The 15,556-nt window shown below is 36.1% G+C and carries 7 protein-coding genes, 3 tRNA genes, 1 rRNA gene and 4 pseudogenes; 9 read left to right on the top strand and 6 right to left on the bottom strand.

Features of this window, described 5'->3' with window-relative positions; genetic code table 11:
- Positions 1–8 precede the first annotated feature (8 nt).
- Together BTN50_RS12130 and BTN50_RS12125 are read right to left on the bottom strand one after the other, a co-directional pair.
- A pseudogene (locus tag BTN50_RS12130) lies at positions 9–179 on the bottom strand (hypothetical protein); the annotation flags it as partial.
- Positions 180–976: 797 nt separating this feature from the next.
- Positions 977–1,078 (bottom strand): hypothetical protein, encoded by a 102-nt coding sequence (locus BTN50_RS12125; RefSeq protein ID WP_118779924.1) that lies wholly within the window; start codon positions 1,076–1,078, stop codon positions 977–979.
- 490 nt (positions 1,079–1,568) lie between these two features.
- Between BTN50_RS12125 and ompR the strand changes: the two genes are divergently transcribed.
- The 5 genes and pseudogenes from ompR (at position 1,569) to astA (ending at position 6,523) form a co-directional block, all read left to right on the top strand.
- The gene (gene ompR / locus BTN50_RS03475; RefSeq protein ID WP_096619038.1) at positions 1,569–2,285 is read left to right on the top strand and encodes an osmolarity response regulator transcription factor OmpR; all 717 of its coding nucleotides are present in this window, start codon (positions 1,569–1,571) and stop codon (positions 2,283–2,285) included.
- Between the two features lie 297 nt (positions 2,286–2,582).
- Positions 2,583–2,776: pseudogene (locus BTN50_RS10980) on the top strand (transposase); the annotation flags it as partial.
- A 474-nt stretch (positions 2,777–3,250) separates the two neighbouring features.
- Entirely contained in the window at positions 3,251–4,468 is a 1,218-nt protein-coding gene (locus BTN50_RS03465) for an aspartate aminotransferase family protein (RefSeq protein ID WP_096619036.1), read from the top strand.
- A gap of 155 nt (positions 4,469–4,623) precedes the next feature.
- Positions 4,624–5,406, top strand: a pseudogene (locus BTN50_RS03460) (transposase).
- A 100-nt stretch (positions 5,407–5,506) separates the two neighbouring features.
- Positions 5,507–6,523: an arginine N-succinyltransferase gene (astA, locus tag BTN50_RS03455; protein ID WP_096619035.1), complete on the top strand. Its 1,017-nt coding sequence runs from the start codon at positions 5,507–5,509 to the stop codon at positions 6,521–6,523.
- Positions 6,524–8,419: 1,896 nt separating this feature from the next.
- Here the strand turns inward: astA and BTN50_RS03450 are convergent.
- The 4 genes from BTN50_RS03450 to BTN50_RS03435 all read right to left on the bottom strand — a co-directional run bounded on the left by BTN50_RS03450 (position 8,420) and on the right by BTN50_RS03435 (position 9,628).
- Positions 8,420–8,496, bottom strand: a tRNA-Asp gene (locus BTN50_RS03450).
- Positions 8,497–8,602: 106 nt separating this feature from the next.
- Positions 8,603–8,717 (bottom strand): 5S ribosomal RNA (rrf, locus tag BTN50_RS03445).
- Positions 8,718–9,474: 757 nt separating this feature from the next.
- Positions 9,475–9,550, bottom strand: a tRNA-Lys gene (locus BTN50_RS03440).
- A gap of 2 nt (positions 9,551–9,552) precedes the next feature.
- A tRNA-Glu gene (locus BTN50_RS03435) sits at positions 9,553–9,628 on the bottom strand.
- A 1,801-nt stretch (positions 9,629–11,429) separates the two neighbouring features.
- Between BTN50_RS03435 and BTN50_RS03425 the strand changes: the two are divergent.
- From BTN50_RS03425 to rsmB, 4 genes and pseudogenes are all read left to right on the top strand, one after another.
- Positions 11,430–12,304: pseudogene (locus BTN50_RS03425) on the top strand (IS5 family transposase).
- A 351-nt stretch (positions 12,305–12,655) separates the two neighbouring features.
- Positions 12,656–13,168 carry a peptide deformylase gene (def, locus tag BTN50_RS03420; RefSeq protein ID WP_096619034.1) on the top strand — a complete coding sequence of 171 codons (513 nt, stop codon included), beginning with the start codon at positions 12,656–12,658 and terminating at the stop codon, positions 13,166–13,168.
- 7 nt (positions 13,169–13,175) lie between these two features.
- Complete coding sequence (gene fmt / locus BTN50_RS03415) at positions 13,176–14,132, top strand: methionyl-tRNA formyltransferase (protein ID WP_096619033.1); 957 nt, start codon at positions 13,176–13,178, stop codon at positions 14,130–14,132.
- 96 nt (positions 14,133–14,228) lie between these two features.
- Positions 14,229–15,509: a 16S rRNA (cytosine(967)-C(5))-methyltransferase RsmB gene (rsmB, locus tag BTN50_RS03410; protein WP_096619032.1), complete on the top strand. Its 1,281-nt coding sequence runs from the start codon at positions 14,229–14,231 to the stop codon at positions 15,507–15,509.
- The last annotated feature ends 47 nt before the right edge of the window (positions 15,510–15,556 follow it).

The following is a 15,556-nucleotide window of genomic DNA, read 5'->3' as shown; positions in this document are numbered from 1 at the left end:
TCTTTGTTTCAACCGTGGAATATGGCTAATGTACGGTATAATGGGACGTGAGCCAGTCGTGCATCATGTTTGCAGTAGTCTTTAAATTTTATGCTCTTATGCTCTTGGCTTGGGATAATACAGGCTTGAAGTTCTGCGTTCTGAATTAAATAATAATGAATTTTAGGCAGTAAGAAAGCATCTGTGACGAATTATTCTATCAAGATAGCACGAACACCATTAAGTACAGTCTTGTTATTAACGAATTGTTTTGCGACGTCGATATAAGTCATTGCTTCTACGTCAAAATTGTTTTTAGGGTATTTATAACAACTGTGCTTAAAAATTTATACCCGCTGCAATGGCTCTTAGCCCTTTGGTGCACCGCTTTTTCTTGTAAGGAAAATAAAATTTTTAGCCAATTTTTTGTATTGGTACTGAAAATGTTTTTTTGAGTAGATTGTTCAATTCACATTGATCTTCAATTGACTTAAGAATAACCTAATAATATTTTTTAGCTCACGTATATAACTAAGTCGTGATTTCAAATTACGTAATTGGGTATCATCTCGTCATGGTAGTGAGAAATGAACAGCATAGTCTTGCCATCATTCATTAGAGCAACCGCTGCAATCATTTTCGTGCCGCATATATTTAGTTCACTAGTAACCTATTAATAAATTAAAGTAGTCATTACGTTCCTTTGAAAGTCACTCCTGCGGACAGCAGGATGAAAATTCGTCTTATTGATAGTGGATGGTATGGATGTGCCAAATCAGGTGACCTTTTATTGTTGACACAATGGCTGTATTATTAATTTTTTTGTATTCATATGTGAGACATATTGGGCTGTCAATTGATGTGTAGTCTTTGTGACTATATGTTTTATTTAGGTCAACAATGTGGAATTTGTATGTCTTGTCTTCATCGTTTGTAATGCTTACTTAGGTTTTGAAGAAAATTTCATCATTTCGCTGGGGGTGGTAATCGACAACTGTTAGTCTTCGATATGCTTACATAAGTAGTGAATTAAACGGTCTATTTCACGGAGAATATGCTTATTATAAGCATAGTTTGCGTTTTCTGAGCGATCACCAATATTAGTTGTTTAAGATATAATTTTGGTGATCTTGTGGCATCACCTTCTTTAAAAAAATAGCATTTTTATTTTAGCTTTTATAACATTTTTTAATGATGAAATGGATTTTGTCTATAACATTATTCACTGTCTTATTTGCCATATTGGTAAGATGCCTTTTATACACCCAAACATCGTTGAATTGAGAGGTTAAGGCGTTTATGTTGACTAGTACCGAATTACAAAAAAATAGCACCAAATTAAATCATTTACAGTCACGTAAAAAACTGCATGAACTGACATTGAGAGAGTGTAAGAGTTTATATTTCTAACAATTAGTAATAATTTTTTCTCTCTACCATGTCGAGCACTGATGTTTCATAGATTTGTCAGAAGATACAATTATTGATACATTTCAGACATTATGGGCTCGTTACTCTTTGCTTGTTATATGGAAGGGCTAGTCCGTGATATTGGATATAACACTACCATCAAATAAGAAAGGTACGTCATGCAAGATAATTACAAGATCCTGATTATTGATGATGATATGCGTTTACGTGCATTGCTCGAACGTTATTTATCTGAGCAAGGTTTTCAGATTCGTAGTGTAGCTAATGCAGAACAAATGGATCGGATATTATCTCGAGAAAATTTTCATTTGATGGTGCTAGATTTAATGTTGCCTGGTGAAGATGGCCTGTCAATTTGCCGTCGTTTACGTCAAGCAAACAACAAATTACCTATCCTGATGCTGACAGCTAAGGATGATGAAATCGATCGTATTGTTGGGTTAGAAGTTGGTGCTGATGATTATTTGCCAAAACCATTTAACCCGCGCGAATTATTGGCACGTATTCGTGCGGTACTGCGCCGTCAAACCATTGAGACACCTGGCGCACCGTCTAGCGAACAGATAGTAGTCGTGTTTGGTCAATTTAAACTGAATTTAGGTACCCGCGAAATGTTTCACAGTGATGAGCCACTATCGTTGACGTCAGGTGAATTTTCGGTACTAAAAGCGTTGGTGACTAACGCACGTGAACCTATGTCTCGTGATAAGTTAATGGATATGGCGCGTGGGCGTGAATATTCAGCTATGGAGCGTTCTATTGATGTGCAAATTTCACGCCTTAGACGAATGATTGAAAAAAATCCAAGTAAGCCACGTTATATTCAAACTGTATGGGGTGTGGGTTATGTATTTGTACCTGATGAGGAGACATAATTCATGCTTTTTTTTCATGGAGCAATTGCATACGTACTTTCGTGGGTGCTGGCTGGCCTCTTAATGACCAGCCAGCTTTTTTTATCTGACCACTTTTAATTATATTTTACTGCCAGGTAACAAGCCGTTCAATAAAATTTTGGTTCACACAATATTGAATAGACTGGTTTTATCTCATCAATTCGGGAACTAAATTATTAATTGATGTTCTAAATAGCTAGGTTCACTTAAATATCTAAGTCTGTGAATAAGCTGTCCTATAAAACAACTAACTGAAAGCAATATAATTAAGTTGCAATTAATAGTGATTCACTAACATTTTGGATTGATGAAGAAGTTATTCAGCTATGGAATGAGATTAAGCAGGTAGTTATGTAAGATCTCGTTTATTTAACGACTTAGCCATTACGATGGCTCTCATGGTTAAACGAGTATTTTTAATGCCATTGGGAGATCTGCAAGGATTCATTAACGCTGCTTGTAAACTAACTTAGCTGCCATTGTCATGCCCTTACTATTCATGAATTAGCAAGCGAACCAAAATGGCTTTGTTTTCTCATTCAAGTTCAGGTAATAAATTTCAACATGATTAGCGATTAAACAATCGCCTTTATTTTAGACATGCAACTAAGATTAGTGAAACCTGCGGTATTATAAAAGCGTTAAATAAATTGATAGGACTAGGTATTTTTAACATGAAAGAGATTGTCTAATAGTAAATAATGTTGAAATTTGCTATTTAAACTCGAATTAGGAACCAATGCTCTTGTTTGCTGAAAAAACGGTATTCAACATTAAGGTTAGCAACAATAATCACTCCAAAAAATGGATATATTACGCTGGGTTCAATTTAATGAACACATAACCATCTTGATCACTAATGACATTAAAATTATCTGCTAATGATGTGGTTACCGAAATATAAATACTATGTTTATAACAAAATTAACAGAAGGCTATGAGCAATGATAACCGAGTATAAAGTAAATCGTAAACTGTTCGATGAAGTGATGGTGCCATGTTATGCACCCATGACTATGATTCCAGACAAAGGAAAAGGATCACGTATCTGGGATCAAGAAGGAAATGAATATATTGATTTTGCTGGTGGTATTGCTGTGAGTTGCTTGGGACATTGTCATCCGGTGATGGTTAAGGCATTGAAAGAACAATCAAAAAAATTATGGCATTTAAGCAATGTAATGACGAATGCACCGGCGCTGCGTTTGGCCAAAAAATTGACAGAAGTTAGCTTTGCTGAACGTGTATTTTTTACTAATTCTGGCGCCGAAGCGAATGAAGCCGCGTTGAAGCTTGCTCGCCGTTGGGCTGTGGATGTTTATGGTCCTGAAAAAAATGAAATTATTGCTTTTACTCAAGGGTTTCATGGTCGTACATTTTTTACTGTTACTGTAGGTGGTCAAGAGGCATATTCTGATGGATTTGGCCCTAAGCCAGGTAACGTTATCCATGTGCCATACAATGATCTAGATGCGCTTGCAACAGTGATGTCTGATAAGACTTGCACTATCATAATGGAAATCTTACAAAGTGAAGGCGGTATTATCCCATCAAATCCTGTGTTTTTACAAGGTGCACGTGAGTTATGTAATAAGAATAATGCACTGTTAATTTTTGATGAAGTGCAAACTGGTAATGGTCGTACTGGTACTTTTTATGCTTACGAACAAACTGGTATTGTACCTGATATTCTGAGTACTGCAAAATCTCTTGGAGGTGGCTTTCCGATTGGCGCAATGTTGACAAGAGGAGCACTAGCAGCACACATGAAGGTTGGTACTCATGGATCAACCTACGGTGGCAACCCGTTGGCATGTGCGGTAGCCGAAGCTGTTGTTGATGAAGTGAGTAAACCTGAAGTTCTCATGGGTGTGAAAGAGCGTGAAAATTGGTTCCGTGAAGGGCTTGAAACGCTCAATGTAAAATACAATATGTTTAGTGAAATTCGAGGTCAAGGCTTATTAATTGGTGCTGTATTAAATGATGCATGGAAAGGCCGTGCGCGGGACGTTGTGAGTGCTGCAGGTGACGAAGGTTTGTTAGTGCTAGTGGCAGGGATAGATGTTGTTCGTTTTACACCTTCTTTAGTGATCACCAGAGAAGAGGTTGAGGAAGGCTTAGCGCGTCTCGATCATATACTTGCAAAGCTGGTTTCCGTGTAAGCTGTCCCGATTGTGACGACGCATGGCTTTGTTCCTAAATTAGAGAATTAACTTATCAATCTACGCTCTAAACAGTTAAATTCACTTAAATATTTAGGTCAAGGAAGAAGCTTCGTGACAAAATAATTAACTGAAAGCAGTATAATCAAGCTTTAATTAATAGTAGTTTATTAACATTCTGGATGAATGTAGTTTCTATTCAACTATGGACTTAAATTAAAGGAAATAATCGTAGGAGATTTCATTTATTTAGTGATGGTCATTACGATGATTTTTATAGTTGAACGTGTATTTTCAGTGTCATTGAAAAAATTTGTAAGAGTTTATTAATTCTGTTTGCAAATTTACTTAACTGCGATCGTTATGTTCTCATTATTCATGCATTGGCAAGCGAGCCAACATGGTTAACGTTACGCTCAAGACAAAGAATAAAGGAAGTATCCAACACTGAGTCATTGATTCTACGGTCTGAAAATCTACAGCTAAGGAGCGTGAAAAGTAAAAAAGCATGATACTGATGGAAAACGGTAAGTATCACGCAAGTTATATTTAACGATAGATATAAATACGTATTAAATCATTGCTGCTAAGTTAAGCGTATCAAATGTGACTGACGGTGAAGTGCTACCTAGTTTAACTCGAATATACCCGCCGAAAATTTAATGAAATATCAGCCAATGGTACTTATGACACCGTTTGCATTAAACGAGTGGTTCTACTCATCCACGGCAGAAAAGGAATAATTTTTGCAAAATGAGATATGGTTGCCATAAACGTTCCCTATTAGAGACGGCAATGTTTTGAGTTAAAAATTATTGAGAGGAACATTGAGCTTAAAAAATTATGCTGCTCAGATGAGCGAAACTTGCGGCATAATAAAGACATTAAATAAGCTGATGACAGGGCTAGGTATGCATAAAACAAAAGCGGTTGTTTAATTGTTATTTATTTTAAAATTTGTGATTTAAACGTGAATGAGGAAACAAAACTGCGTTGCATTAAACGCTACGAAAGTTTACTGCATCAGGAGGGAATAGGATGCTAGTAGTACGCCCAATAAAGGACTCTGACTTTGATGTATTGATGTTGTGTGCTGAGGAATCTGGGACTGGCTTCACTTCGTTACCTGTTAACTATGAATTGCTCCGTGACCGCATCAATCATTCGATTGATAGCTTTGCTCGAAATGCGATATCGCCGGGAACAGAAAGCTACTTGATGGTGGCTGAAGATACTATAACTGGTGAAATTGCAGGAACGACCGGCATTGAAGCCGCTATTGGGTTAGAAAATTTTTTTTATAGCTATCATATTAGTAAAGTCATGCATTATTCTCATCGTCTGAATGTTCATAACATTGTTGAAGTACTAACTTTCGTGAATAACTACATAGGAGCAACGAAAATTTGTACCTTGTTTTTACGTCCGAGGTTTAGAGGTGGTTTGCATGGGCGTTTATTATCAAAATGTCGCTTTTTAATGTTTGCTCAGTTTCCCGACAAGTTCTCTGACATTATTTTCGCTGAAATGCGTGGTGTCTCAGATAACGAAGGTCATTCCCCTTTTTGGGCGTGGTTGCAAGCAAACTTTTTTTCTATAGAATTTACATTGGCGGATTATCTTACTGGTATTGGTCAAAAAGATTTTATTGCTGATTTGATGCCTAAGCTACCTATTTATGTCAATTTATTGAGCGATGAAGCCCGAGAAGTGATTGGCCAGGTACATGAAAAAACACGTCCTGCCTTGCGATTACTACAAAAAGAAGGCTTTGCATGCCGTGGATATATTGATATTTTTGATGCCGGTCCAACCGTAGAGTGTATGCGTCAAAATATCGATTCTATTCGTCGTTCTTTTACGGCAAGAGTCAAAATTGCCGAACACAACAGCGCACAAGACTACCTTATTTGCAATAATGATTTTCAATTATTCCGTGCGATAGAGACTCAACCTGGTGTTGATCAAAAGCGAAATGAAGTTCTGATTAAACAAGAAGTAGCCAATGCATTGCTTGTCAGTGAGGGTGACATTGTGCGACTGGTTGCGGTCTGAAATAAACATAATTCGTGGCGGTGGTGGGAGTAACTAATGACATAATGGATTAATAATCAGGTTATTATCGGTGACGAAAATATAGTCACAACATAGCAAGTTGAAACAACTGTTTAGTCCGTGCATCATGTCTTTCTGAGTTGAAAAGTACTGTTTTTTGAATATCAGGCATTGATTGAAGTATTTACGTGAACAAGCAAAGAAAACAGTGAATATATCGCGAAAATAATAACAGAAGAAACAGGTAAACCTCTTTAAAAAAGACGAATTGAATCAGAGACTATTGTGGATAACATAGCAATTTTATTGCGAGCGCATAAAGAACGAACTGGATAACGAAGCAAAAATGTTGCTGGTATACACTCTATTTTGTCATCGTTTTTTTTGGTATGAGGATGGTCCTTGGTCTTTATAATTTTTTTGAGCATCTTTCAAATGGACATATTATTTTTGTCTTATTAATGAGAAATAAGGCGGTACTAGAAATAGGAGGTAATAATTTTTGGCTATTTTTGAATAATTTGATCAAATAGCTGTAAGTATATAGCATTATTTACTATTAGACAATTGTTTTTATTGTAGGTATGTGTAACGCTATTAGCGTATTTTATAGTTTTATCATTTGATAGATTTCACTAATCTGAGTATTGTGCTCCCTTATAGAGGTTCAATGTCACTCCTAGGAATTTGTTAATTAGCAATGGCTTTGTGCCTGAACCAGGGAATTAGCTTATCAATCTACGTTCTAAACAGTTAGACTCATTTAAATATTTTGATTTATGGATAAGTTTCACTATAAAGTAATCATAACTGGAAGCAGTATAATCAGGCTCAGTTAGGTAATTGTGGGAGATCTTATTTGTTTAGCGACTTGCTATTACGATGCCTTTCATGATCTAAAAGTTATTTTGAATGCCATTGAAAGATTTCATTAATTTTATTTTAAACTAGTTTATAATTGCCGTTATCATGCCCTTCCTATTCATGCATTAGCAAGCGAGCTAATAACAGTTAACGCCGCGTTCAAGATGAAAATTAAAGACACCACATCGTGTTTAGCCATTGACTCTATGGGGCTAAAAGTCTATGGTGAAGATAGAATAATAAGTAAAAAATCCAGCAATAAAGTTTAGTACGAGTCACATTTAATGGTATTTATAAATACGGTAAAAACATTCCTCTTGAGATAAGTGCACCACATGTGACTGATGGTGAAGTCTTACCTCATTTGCTCAAATAGTCCAACCGAAGAATCAAGGAAATATTAAGCAATAATGTTTGCGAAACCAGATAGTGTAAAAAAACTGCGCGAAGTAAACGAACAGTTTCATTCATTCCGCTAAAAAAAACAGCTTCTTGGGAGTGAAAGTACCCGCTAAATTAAGCAATTATTTATCGTAAATGATACGGCTCAAGTAAGCCTAGAAAAAATTACATTTTGTAGAAGAGCTTGGTCAGTATATTTAAGTTAAAAATTTTAATAACATTACCCATCACAATCACTTCATACAAATGAGTATACTACACTAAATGTAATCCCTTGAATATATGATCCATGCGTAAGACTTGAAAAATGATGGAACTTCCTTTCTACCAACTCTCCAGGGAAAATTTATTAAGCCTGTATTTAATTAACCAAAAACATATTTTAATTGAATATTATCGGCATAATAGTTGTATTTATTATATAGTGGACTTATTGGTTAGACTCAACCGTGGATTTGTTTAAATCAAAATAGCCAAACACCAGCATCTTTTTACAACGTTGTGAAGCCGTTCCATAGGTCTATATTTTGTCGAAACGAATGCTTTAAAAGCTTGATCTGAGTTACAGCATTGAATGCTATACTCGATAGGCATAAAAAAGCCTATAATATTAGTTGAACTTTTTATAAATGGCGGAGCGGACGGGACTCGAACCCGCGACCCCCGGCGTGACAGGCCAGTATTCTAACCAGCTGAACTACCGCTCCACATGAACATGAGTATCTCCATTCTATATTATTACTATCGTTCAGAACGAAAATTTATTTTTCTATGATCTTCATCATTTTATTAAAAGATGATGCTAAATTAGAAGCTTGATGATGTCCTACTCTCACATGGAGAAATCCACACTACCATCGGCGCTGTTACGTTTCACTACTGAGTTCGGCATGGAATCAGGTGGGTCCATAACGCTATGGTCGTCAAGCAAATTTTGTTATTGTATCGTGTCTTTGACTTTACTCTAGATGTATTACCGGTTTTTTCACTCGGTTATATAATAGCAAAATATAAAAATTTATTACAAATTTAACTTGTATATCAGCATACACTTATTATTTTGTCTTGAGTTTACTATAATTCTACAAACATTACATGGTTAAACTTAAAAAAATTAGTATAGGCCAGTTTAAGACTTACACATTTCATCTCTTATATCATGGTCTTGAATAACCTTTAAAAACTATTCAGATTCAGATATCAAATTTTGCAGTTTATATTAGCTCGTAGGTGAAAAATGTTATTTGATTAGACGTTCCTTATATATGTTGAGTCTATAGAGACTGCCCCATGAACTATTTTTACATCTATTCAAAAGAGTGCATGCACACTAACCGAACGCCTATGTTTCATAGCTATCTTACACATGTAGGCTCAATATTCAAGCTAAGCTACGTTATAAAAACCTAAATGGTATTTTTTTCATATAAATTAAATTTTTCTCTCACTAATTTAGAGGAGTAAATTTATTAATACTATCGGTTTTGTAAATTATTAAAGCATAATGTCATATTTTTCCTTACGGAAAATTACATTCACTTCTTAAAGACATTTCATAAATGTGTTTAAGAAGTGAATTATAGCAGGTTGAAAGTATATTTCCTGTGTTTAAGAGACCCCTTACCCGATTAAATTCAGTGCTACAATTATAAAAATATAAATAATTTATCTTCTTGTGAAGAGAATGGTGGGTCGTGCAGGATTCGAACCTGCGACCAATTGATTAAAAGTCAACTGCTCTACCAACTGAGCTAACGACCCGATGGTGTCCCATAGGGGAGTCGAACCCCTGTTACTGCCGTGAAAGGGCGGTGTCCTAGGCCTCTAGACGAATGGGACACGCAGTTGTTAGCAAACGAATTACTAACGCATTCAAGTTCTTGAACTTCTCCACTCTATTACTGTTCAATCTATATAAATTCTGTGAATACCTGAATCAATAGTATTGTTAAGGAAGTGCCCAGCTTTAGGTTACCTTGCTATAGTTTCAGTTCTAGTTATGTCCTCCGTAGTAAACGTCCTTCTTAAGGTTAAGTTATTTACTTATGAGGCAATGTACTCCTATGGTGTAATTGTCAGTGTGTACAAAGTTTTGTAACGTGTTTCCTGTAGCACACTGATCTACGATTACTAGTGGTTACTATCTCATGACATCGCATGCATTTAATTTGGACTACAATATACTTTTTTGAGATGTATCCTATATTATAGGATATGTGTAGTCTTACTACTGCTAATCGGGTGTCATCCTTACATTTTTTCCAACTTATTTGCCGGTAGTTTTTCTGAAGTTATCGATATAACTAGCGGGCAAATAAGAATACGAGTTACGCTCGTTATGGAATGTACAATAATATTGTACAGCATGAAATGACGAAACCATGCTGTACTCGTTTCACGGTTTCTGACGGTCTACTCCATGCGTTAGCTTCGAAAACTAAAATTGAAGATTACTTTCGCATCTGATCGTTAGTTCTTACCTAAAGGGTAAGCTTTTCCTACCATCAGTATTTCTTAAGAGTTTTATGAATTTTTACACTATACATGAAACGCTACTTTTTTGCAAAATGCTAGCTTACTAATTCAAAATATTGCTCTAAATTCAGCCTGGGGACTTTTCACATCTTTGCTGAACAAACCGTCTGCATGTGTTTTGTGTTCATTAACTTTAATTAATGTTCGAACCTTCCGTATTATCCATGGTTGCTGCAATGGAGTGAGCTAGCCCTTCTTCTGCAGATAACGTCAAATAATATTAAATATTAATCATACTATTTTTCCACTGTTAGAAGTATATTGTGCAATATGCTTTACTGCTACTACTCAATAAAAATTTAAATTCTATTTTAGTTTTAGTTTAACTAATTCATCTTTATCAAATGAACTAATTTACATTGGGTCTATTCTTAACGTAAAATATTTAAAAATTATTTTTTATTCTAATGGTAAGTGTTTAGTTATTAATAATTTATTTGCTATTCGTCATTAGTAAATGAAAGCTCCTAAAATCTTACCGTTACACTTGCATGTGTTAGGCCTGTTGTAGCGCTTAATCTTAGTTATAATTCAACTCTTCAAATAAATTTAAATTTTATTATAAAGAAAAGGTTAAGTTTATATTTAATTATTTTTTCCTATGTAATAAAATCACATTGACCGTATTGATGCGCTTACTCTGACGAATCTAGTTATCTTATGTTGCACTGTCTACTGATAAATATTATGTCTATTGAAAAATACAAGTACTTACACAAATTATATAAGCTAAATTATTAAAGAACACTAATACAAAATAAATTATTTATATGATTAAAAAATGAATTTTACACGATTAAGTTGTGAAGTCAATAAAAATTTTAAAATTTTCTGCATTGCTTGCGTAACTTTCATGATATTTTACTATAATCGACATTAAAAGTTTTCATTGTTATAAAATAGTAAATGAATATTTTACTGACTAAAATATATCCGTCCAGAGGCTTTGTTTCCCAATCCGAGTTTAGATAAATTTTATCTCTTAAATGAGTGGACTAAATTAGTAACCTACACTTGAAGCATAGCTAGACTAACTTAAATATTTGGATCTATGAACAAGTTTCGCTACAAAACAACTGACTGGAAGCAGTATAGTTAAGTTTTAATTAATAGTGGTTCACTAATGTTCTGGTTTGATGAAAAAGTCATTTAGTTATGGAATCAAACTAAATGGGGGGGTCATCATGGAAGGCCTCATGTAGTTAGCGACTTACCTATTATGACGGTTCTCGTGGCTAGATGCGTATTTGTAATGCCATTAAAAAATCTGTAAGGATTCATTAATTTTCTGTTCAAACATGCTGAACTGATGCTGTTATGCCCTCATCATTCACGCATTAGTAAGTAAACTAAAACAGTTAATGTCGCGTTCAAGCAGAAGATAAAAGGAACCATCCACTGCTTAATCATTGATTTTACCGAGTTAAAAATTTACAGTAAAGAAGAGAGGGAAAGTAAAAAAGCATTGGACTGACGATAAACGTCGAGTTTGATGAAAGTTATATTTGGGGATAAATATAACTACGCATGAAATAATTGCTGCTGAGTTAAGTGCATAAAATGTGACCTATGGTGCAGTTCCACTTCACTTACTCAAATAGACCCGCTGAAGAATTAATAAAACATTGGGCGATGGTGCTTACGACTCTAGACGATGTTACGGGACGAGTTGTCTTAAACGAGCAGTTTCACTCATCTCATCAAGAAAAAGAGCAACTTTTTGGGAATGAGGTTATCTGTGTAATTTAGCGGTTAGTTACCAGAAGTTATATGGTTCAAATTAGCATTGGGAAATGAGGTATAATTACCATAAACGTTCCTTATTAAAGGCGACAATGTTTCGAGTTAAAGGATTCCTAAGGGGGAACATTGAGCCTAAGGGATTATATTGCTCAGATTAGTGAAACTTACGTTATGGTAAAAGAGCTAAACACGTTAACAGGGCTAGGTATGCTTAAAATGAAAACGCTTGCCTATTAGTTAATCATGTTAAAGTTTGCTATCTGAACTAGAATTGAGAAATACAGTCATGATTAATTAAAGCTTGATTAGACTTTTTTTAGTTAATTTATTGTGTAGCGAAACTTGTCTATAGACCTAAATACTGTAGGTGAACCTAGTTGTTTAGATCGTAGGTTGATGATTGAGTTCCCTGATGTAGGAAATAATACTCAGATCCATCAAATGAAGTATGATCAGCTTTTAAAATATTCTTTGTTTCCAAAAGTATGCTTTCTATTTTGATGCTGTCATTTGATTTGCAAAATGTCTAAAATTAGCCCAATCATTGAGGCTGGATATGGCACAAAGCAACCTATTTAAGAGACATTTATGAGTCTATTGCAGGTTTTGACCTTCCCGGACGATCGCTTACGCACCGTGGCGAAGCCAGTAGAAAGCATAACACTAGAACTTCAAAAAGTTATCAATGACATGCTTGAAACAATGTATGAAAAAGAAGGTATTGGCCTTGCGGCGACGCAAGTCGATATTCACGAACGTATCGTTGTAATGGATATTTCTGACTATCGGAATGAATCTATAGTGCTGATTAATCCTGTCATTCTAGATAAACGAGGAGAAGATGGTATTGAGGAAGGTTGCTTATCTATACCAGGCGTTCGCGCATTGGTATCTCGTGCATCAGAAGTGACGGTGACAGCGCTTGATCGCCATGGCAAAGAGTTTCAATTTGATGCTGATAATCTGCTAGCAATCTGTGTTCAACACGAACTTGATCATTTAAAAGGTAAATTATTTGTCGATTATCTGTCACCATTGAAGCAACAACGTATCAAACAAAAGTTCGAAAAAATAAAACGCACTAACGGAAGAACCAACTGAGGTTTTCTTGAACCAATCATTACGTATTATATTTGCTGGTACGCCGAATTTTGCTGCTCGGCATTTAGTAGCATTATTATCTTCACATCATAACGTGGTCGCGGTATATACGCTGCCTGATCGTCATGCAAATCGGGGGAAGAAATTAACAGTTAGTCCCGTAAAAATGTTGGCAATAGAAAAAAATATTCCAGTTTATCAGCCTACGAGTTTGAAATCTAAAGACGCACAACAAACATTAGCCGCTATTGAAGCCGACATCATGGTTGTTGTAGCTTACAGTTTGATTATGCCAACGGAAGTATTAAAAATACCTCGATTAGGTTGTATTAACGCTCATGGTTCCATTCTTCCGCGTTGGCGTGGTGCAGCACCCATTCAGCGTGCTATCTGGGCGGGAGATGTAGAAACAGGAGTTACTATCATGCAGATGGACGAAGGCCTTGATACTGGCAACATGCTAAGAATAGCAACCCTCAGTATTGAAGAGAAAGAGACTAGTGCTACGCTTTATGAACGGTTGGCTGAATTAGGGCCAAATATACTGATTGATTGTTTAAATGATATTGCAAGTGGCCGCTCTTTAGCTGAAAAACAAAATGATGCACTTGCAAACTACGCGAAAAAACTCAGCAAAAAAGAAGCTTTGGTGGATTGGACGCTAAGTGCTGTTGAAATTGAACGTTGTATTCGTGCTTTTAATCCATGGCCAATGAGTTATTTTTTTGTGACTGTACATGGTGTTGAACATAACATTAAAGTGTGGAATGCAGAAGCCGAACCAGGAAAGAGTGATTATGCACCGGGTATTATTTTGTCTGCTGATAAAACAGGTATTCGTATTGTAACTGGTAATGGCATATTACGTCTCACTTCAATTCAGCCACCTAGTAAAAAAGAAATGAGTGCAGCGGATATTTTGAATTCCCGACGAGAATGGTTTGTACCTGGTAATACTCTATAATTTGGAAACGAGCTTGCTAGTTTTTGCTAGTGGCTCGTAATAAGTTTTTTGTAGGTAAGTTTTGAATTATGAGCACTCCCTGACGCAGGTACCTTTATGAATGTAAGAGCTGTTGCCGCACAGGTTATCTATCAAGTGGTAGATCAAGGGCAATCATTAACTGTAGTACTACCATCAGCTCAACAAAAAATTTTACCACGAGATGGCGCACTATTGCAAGAGATCTGCTACGGTGTACTTCGTTGGCTTCCTCGCCTTGAATCCATCACTCAAAGTTTGATGAATAAACCACTGAAAGGTAAACAACGTGTATTCCACCACTTGATTTTAGTTGGTCTATACCAAATGGCCTTCATGCGCATTCCACTATATGCTATTGTTGCTGAAACAGTTAATGCGACCAAAGTATTAAAAAAACCTCAGCTGCATGGTTTGGTTAATGCAGTCTTGCGCAGTTATCAGCGCAACCAAAAAATTTTAGATACCGCTGCGGTAACCCATGCTTCAGGTAAATACAATCACCCAGACTGGTTGTTGGCATTACTGCAGAACGCTTACCCAACACAGTGGGAACAAGTGGTTGAAGCCAACCATGCAAAAGCACCCATGTGGCTACGCATAAATCGCGTTCACAACACACGTGATAGTTATCGAACTCTTCTAACTGCAAATGGCACAGAGACTTACACTCACTCGGAAGCTAACGATGCACTCATGCTTGCTTCTCCGTGTGGTGTCTTAGAACTTCCTGGCTTTGCTGATGGTTTAGTTTCTGTGCAGGATGCCGCCGCACAGCTTGCAATTAACTACCTTAATCCACAATCAGGTGAATTAATTTTGGATTGTTGTGCAGCTCCGGGCGGAAAAACATGCCATATATTAGAGCACCAAAACGGCGTCAAAGTGATTGCGATGGATGTTGATTCGACTCGTTTGACTCGTATAAAAGAAAATTTAACCCGTTTAAAACTTAAAGCTCAGGTTATTTGTGGCGATGCTCGCTATCCAACTGATTGTTGGCATGGCGAACAATTTGATCGCATTTTGCTTGATGCACCGTGTTCAGCAACTGGCATTATCCGCCGTCACCCGGATATCAAATGGCTACGTTGTGCTGATGACATTACACGACTAGTATCACTTCAATCTGAAATTTTAGATGCAATGTGGGCACAGTTAAAACCTGGTGGCACGCTGGTGTATGCGACGTGCTCAATTGCGCCACAAGAAAATGGAGAACAAATTGCCGCATTTCTTGCACGCACAAATAATGCCACTCTTAAAATAGGTACACCAGACGCACCAGGACGCCAAATTATTTCTGGACAAGAAAACATGGATGGTTTTTACTACGCCACAATCAGCAAAACTTTATAATTTACGATTTTTTATTAAATATAAAAAAATCATTTTGCTGTTAATTA

The organism is Candidatus Enterovibrio altilux, assembly GCF_002381345.1.
In the GTDB taxonomy this organism is placed as follows: domain Bacteria; phylum Pseudomonadota; class Gammaproteobacteria; order Enterobacterales; family Vibrionaceae; genus Enterovibrio; species Enterovibrio altilux.
The sequence above is the reverse complement of the archived record's forward strand: the minus strand, read 5'-3'. Positions and strand labels throughout refer to the sequence as shown.

What these genes read in the sequence shown, in the direction of transcription:
- ompR (WP_096619038.1), top strand. Translation starts at nt 1,569, where the DNA reads ATGCAAGATAATTACAAGATCCTGATTATTGATGATGATATGCGTTTA.
- def (WP_096619034.1), top strand. Translation starts at nt 12,656, where the DNA reads ATGAGTCTATTGCAGGTTTTGACCTTCCCGGACGATCGCTTACGCACC.
- astA (WP_096619035.1), top strand. Translation starts at nt 5,507, where the DNA reads ATGCTAGTAGTACGCCCAATAAAGGACTCTGACTTTGATGTATTGATG.
- BTN50_RS03465 (WP_096619036.1), top strand. Translation starts at nt 3,251, where the DNA reads ATGATAACCGAGTATAAAGTAAATCGTAAACTGTTCGATGAAGTGATG.
- rsmB (WP_096619032.1), top strand. Translation starts at nt 14,229, where the DNA reads ATGAATGTAAGAGCTGTTGCCGCACAGGTTATCTATCAAGTGGTAGAT.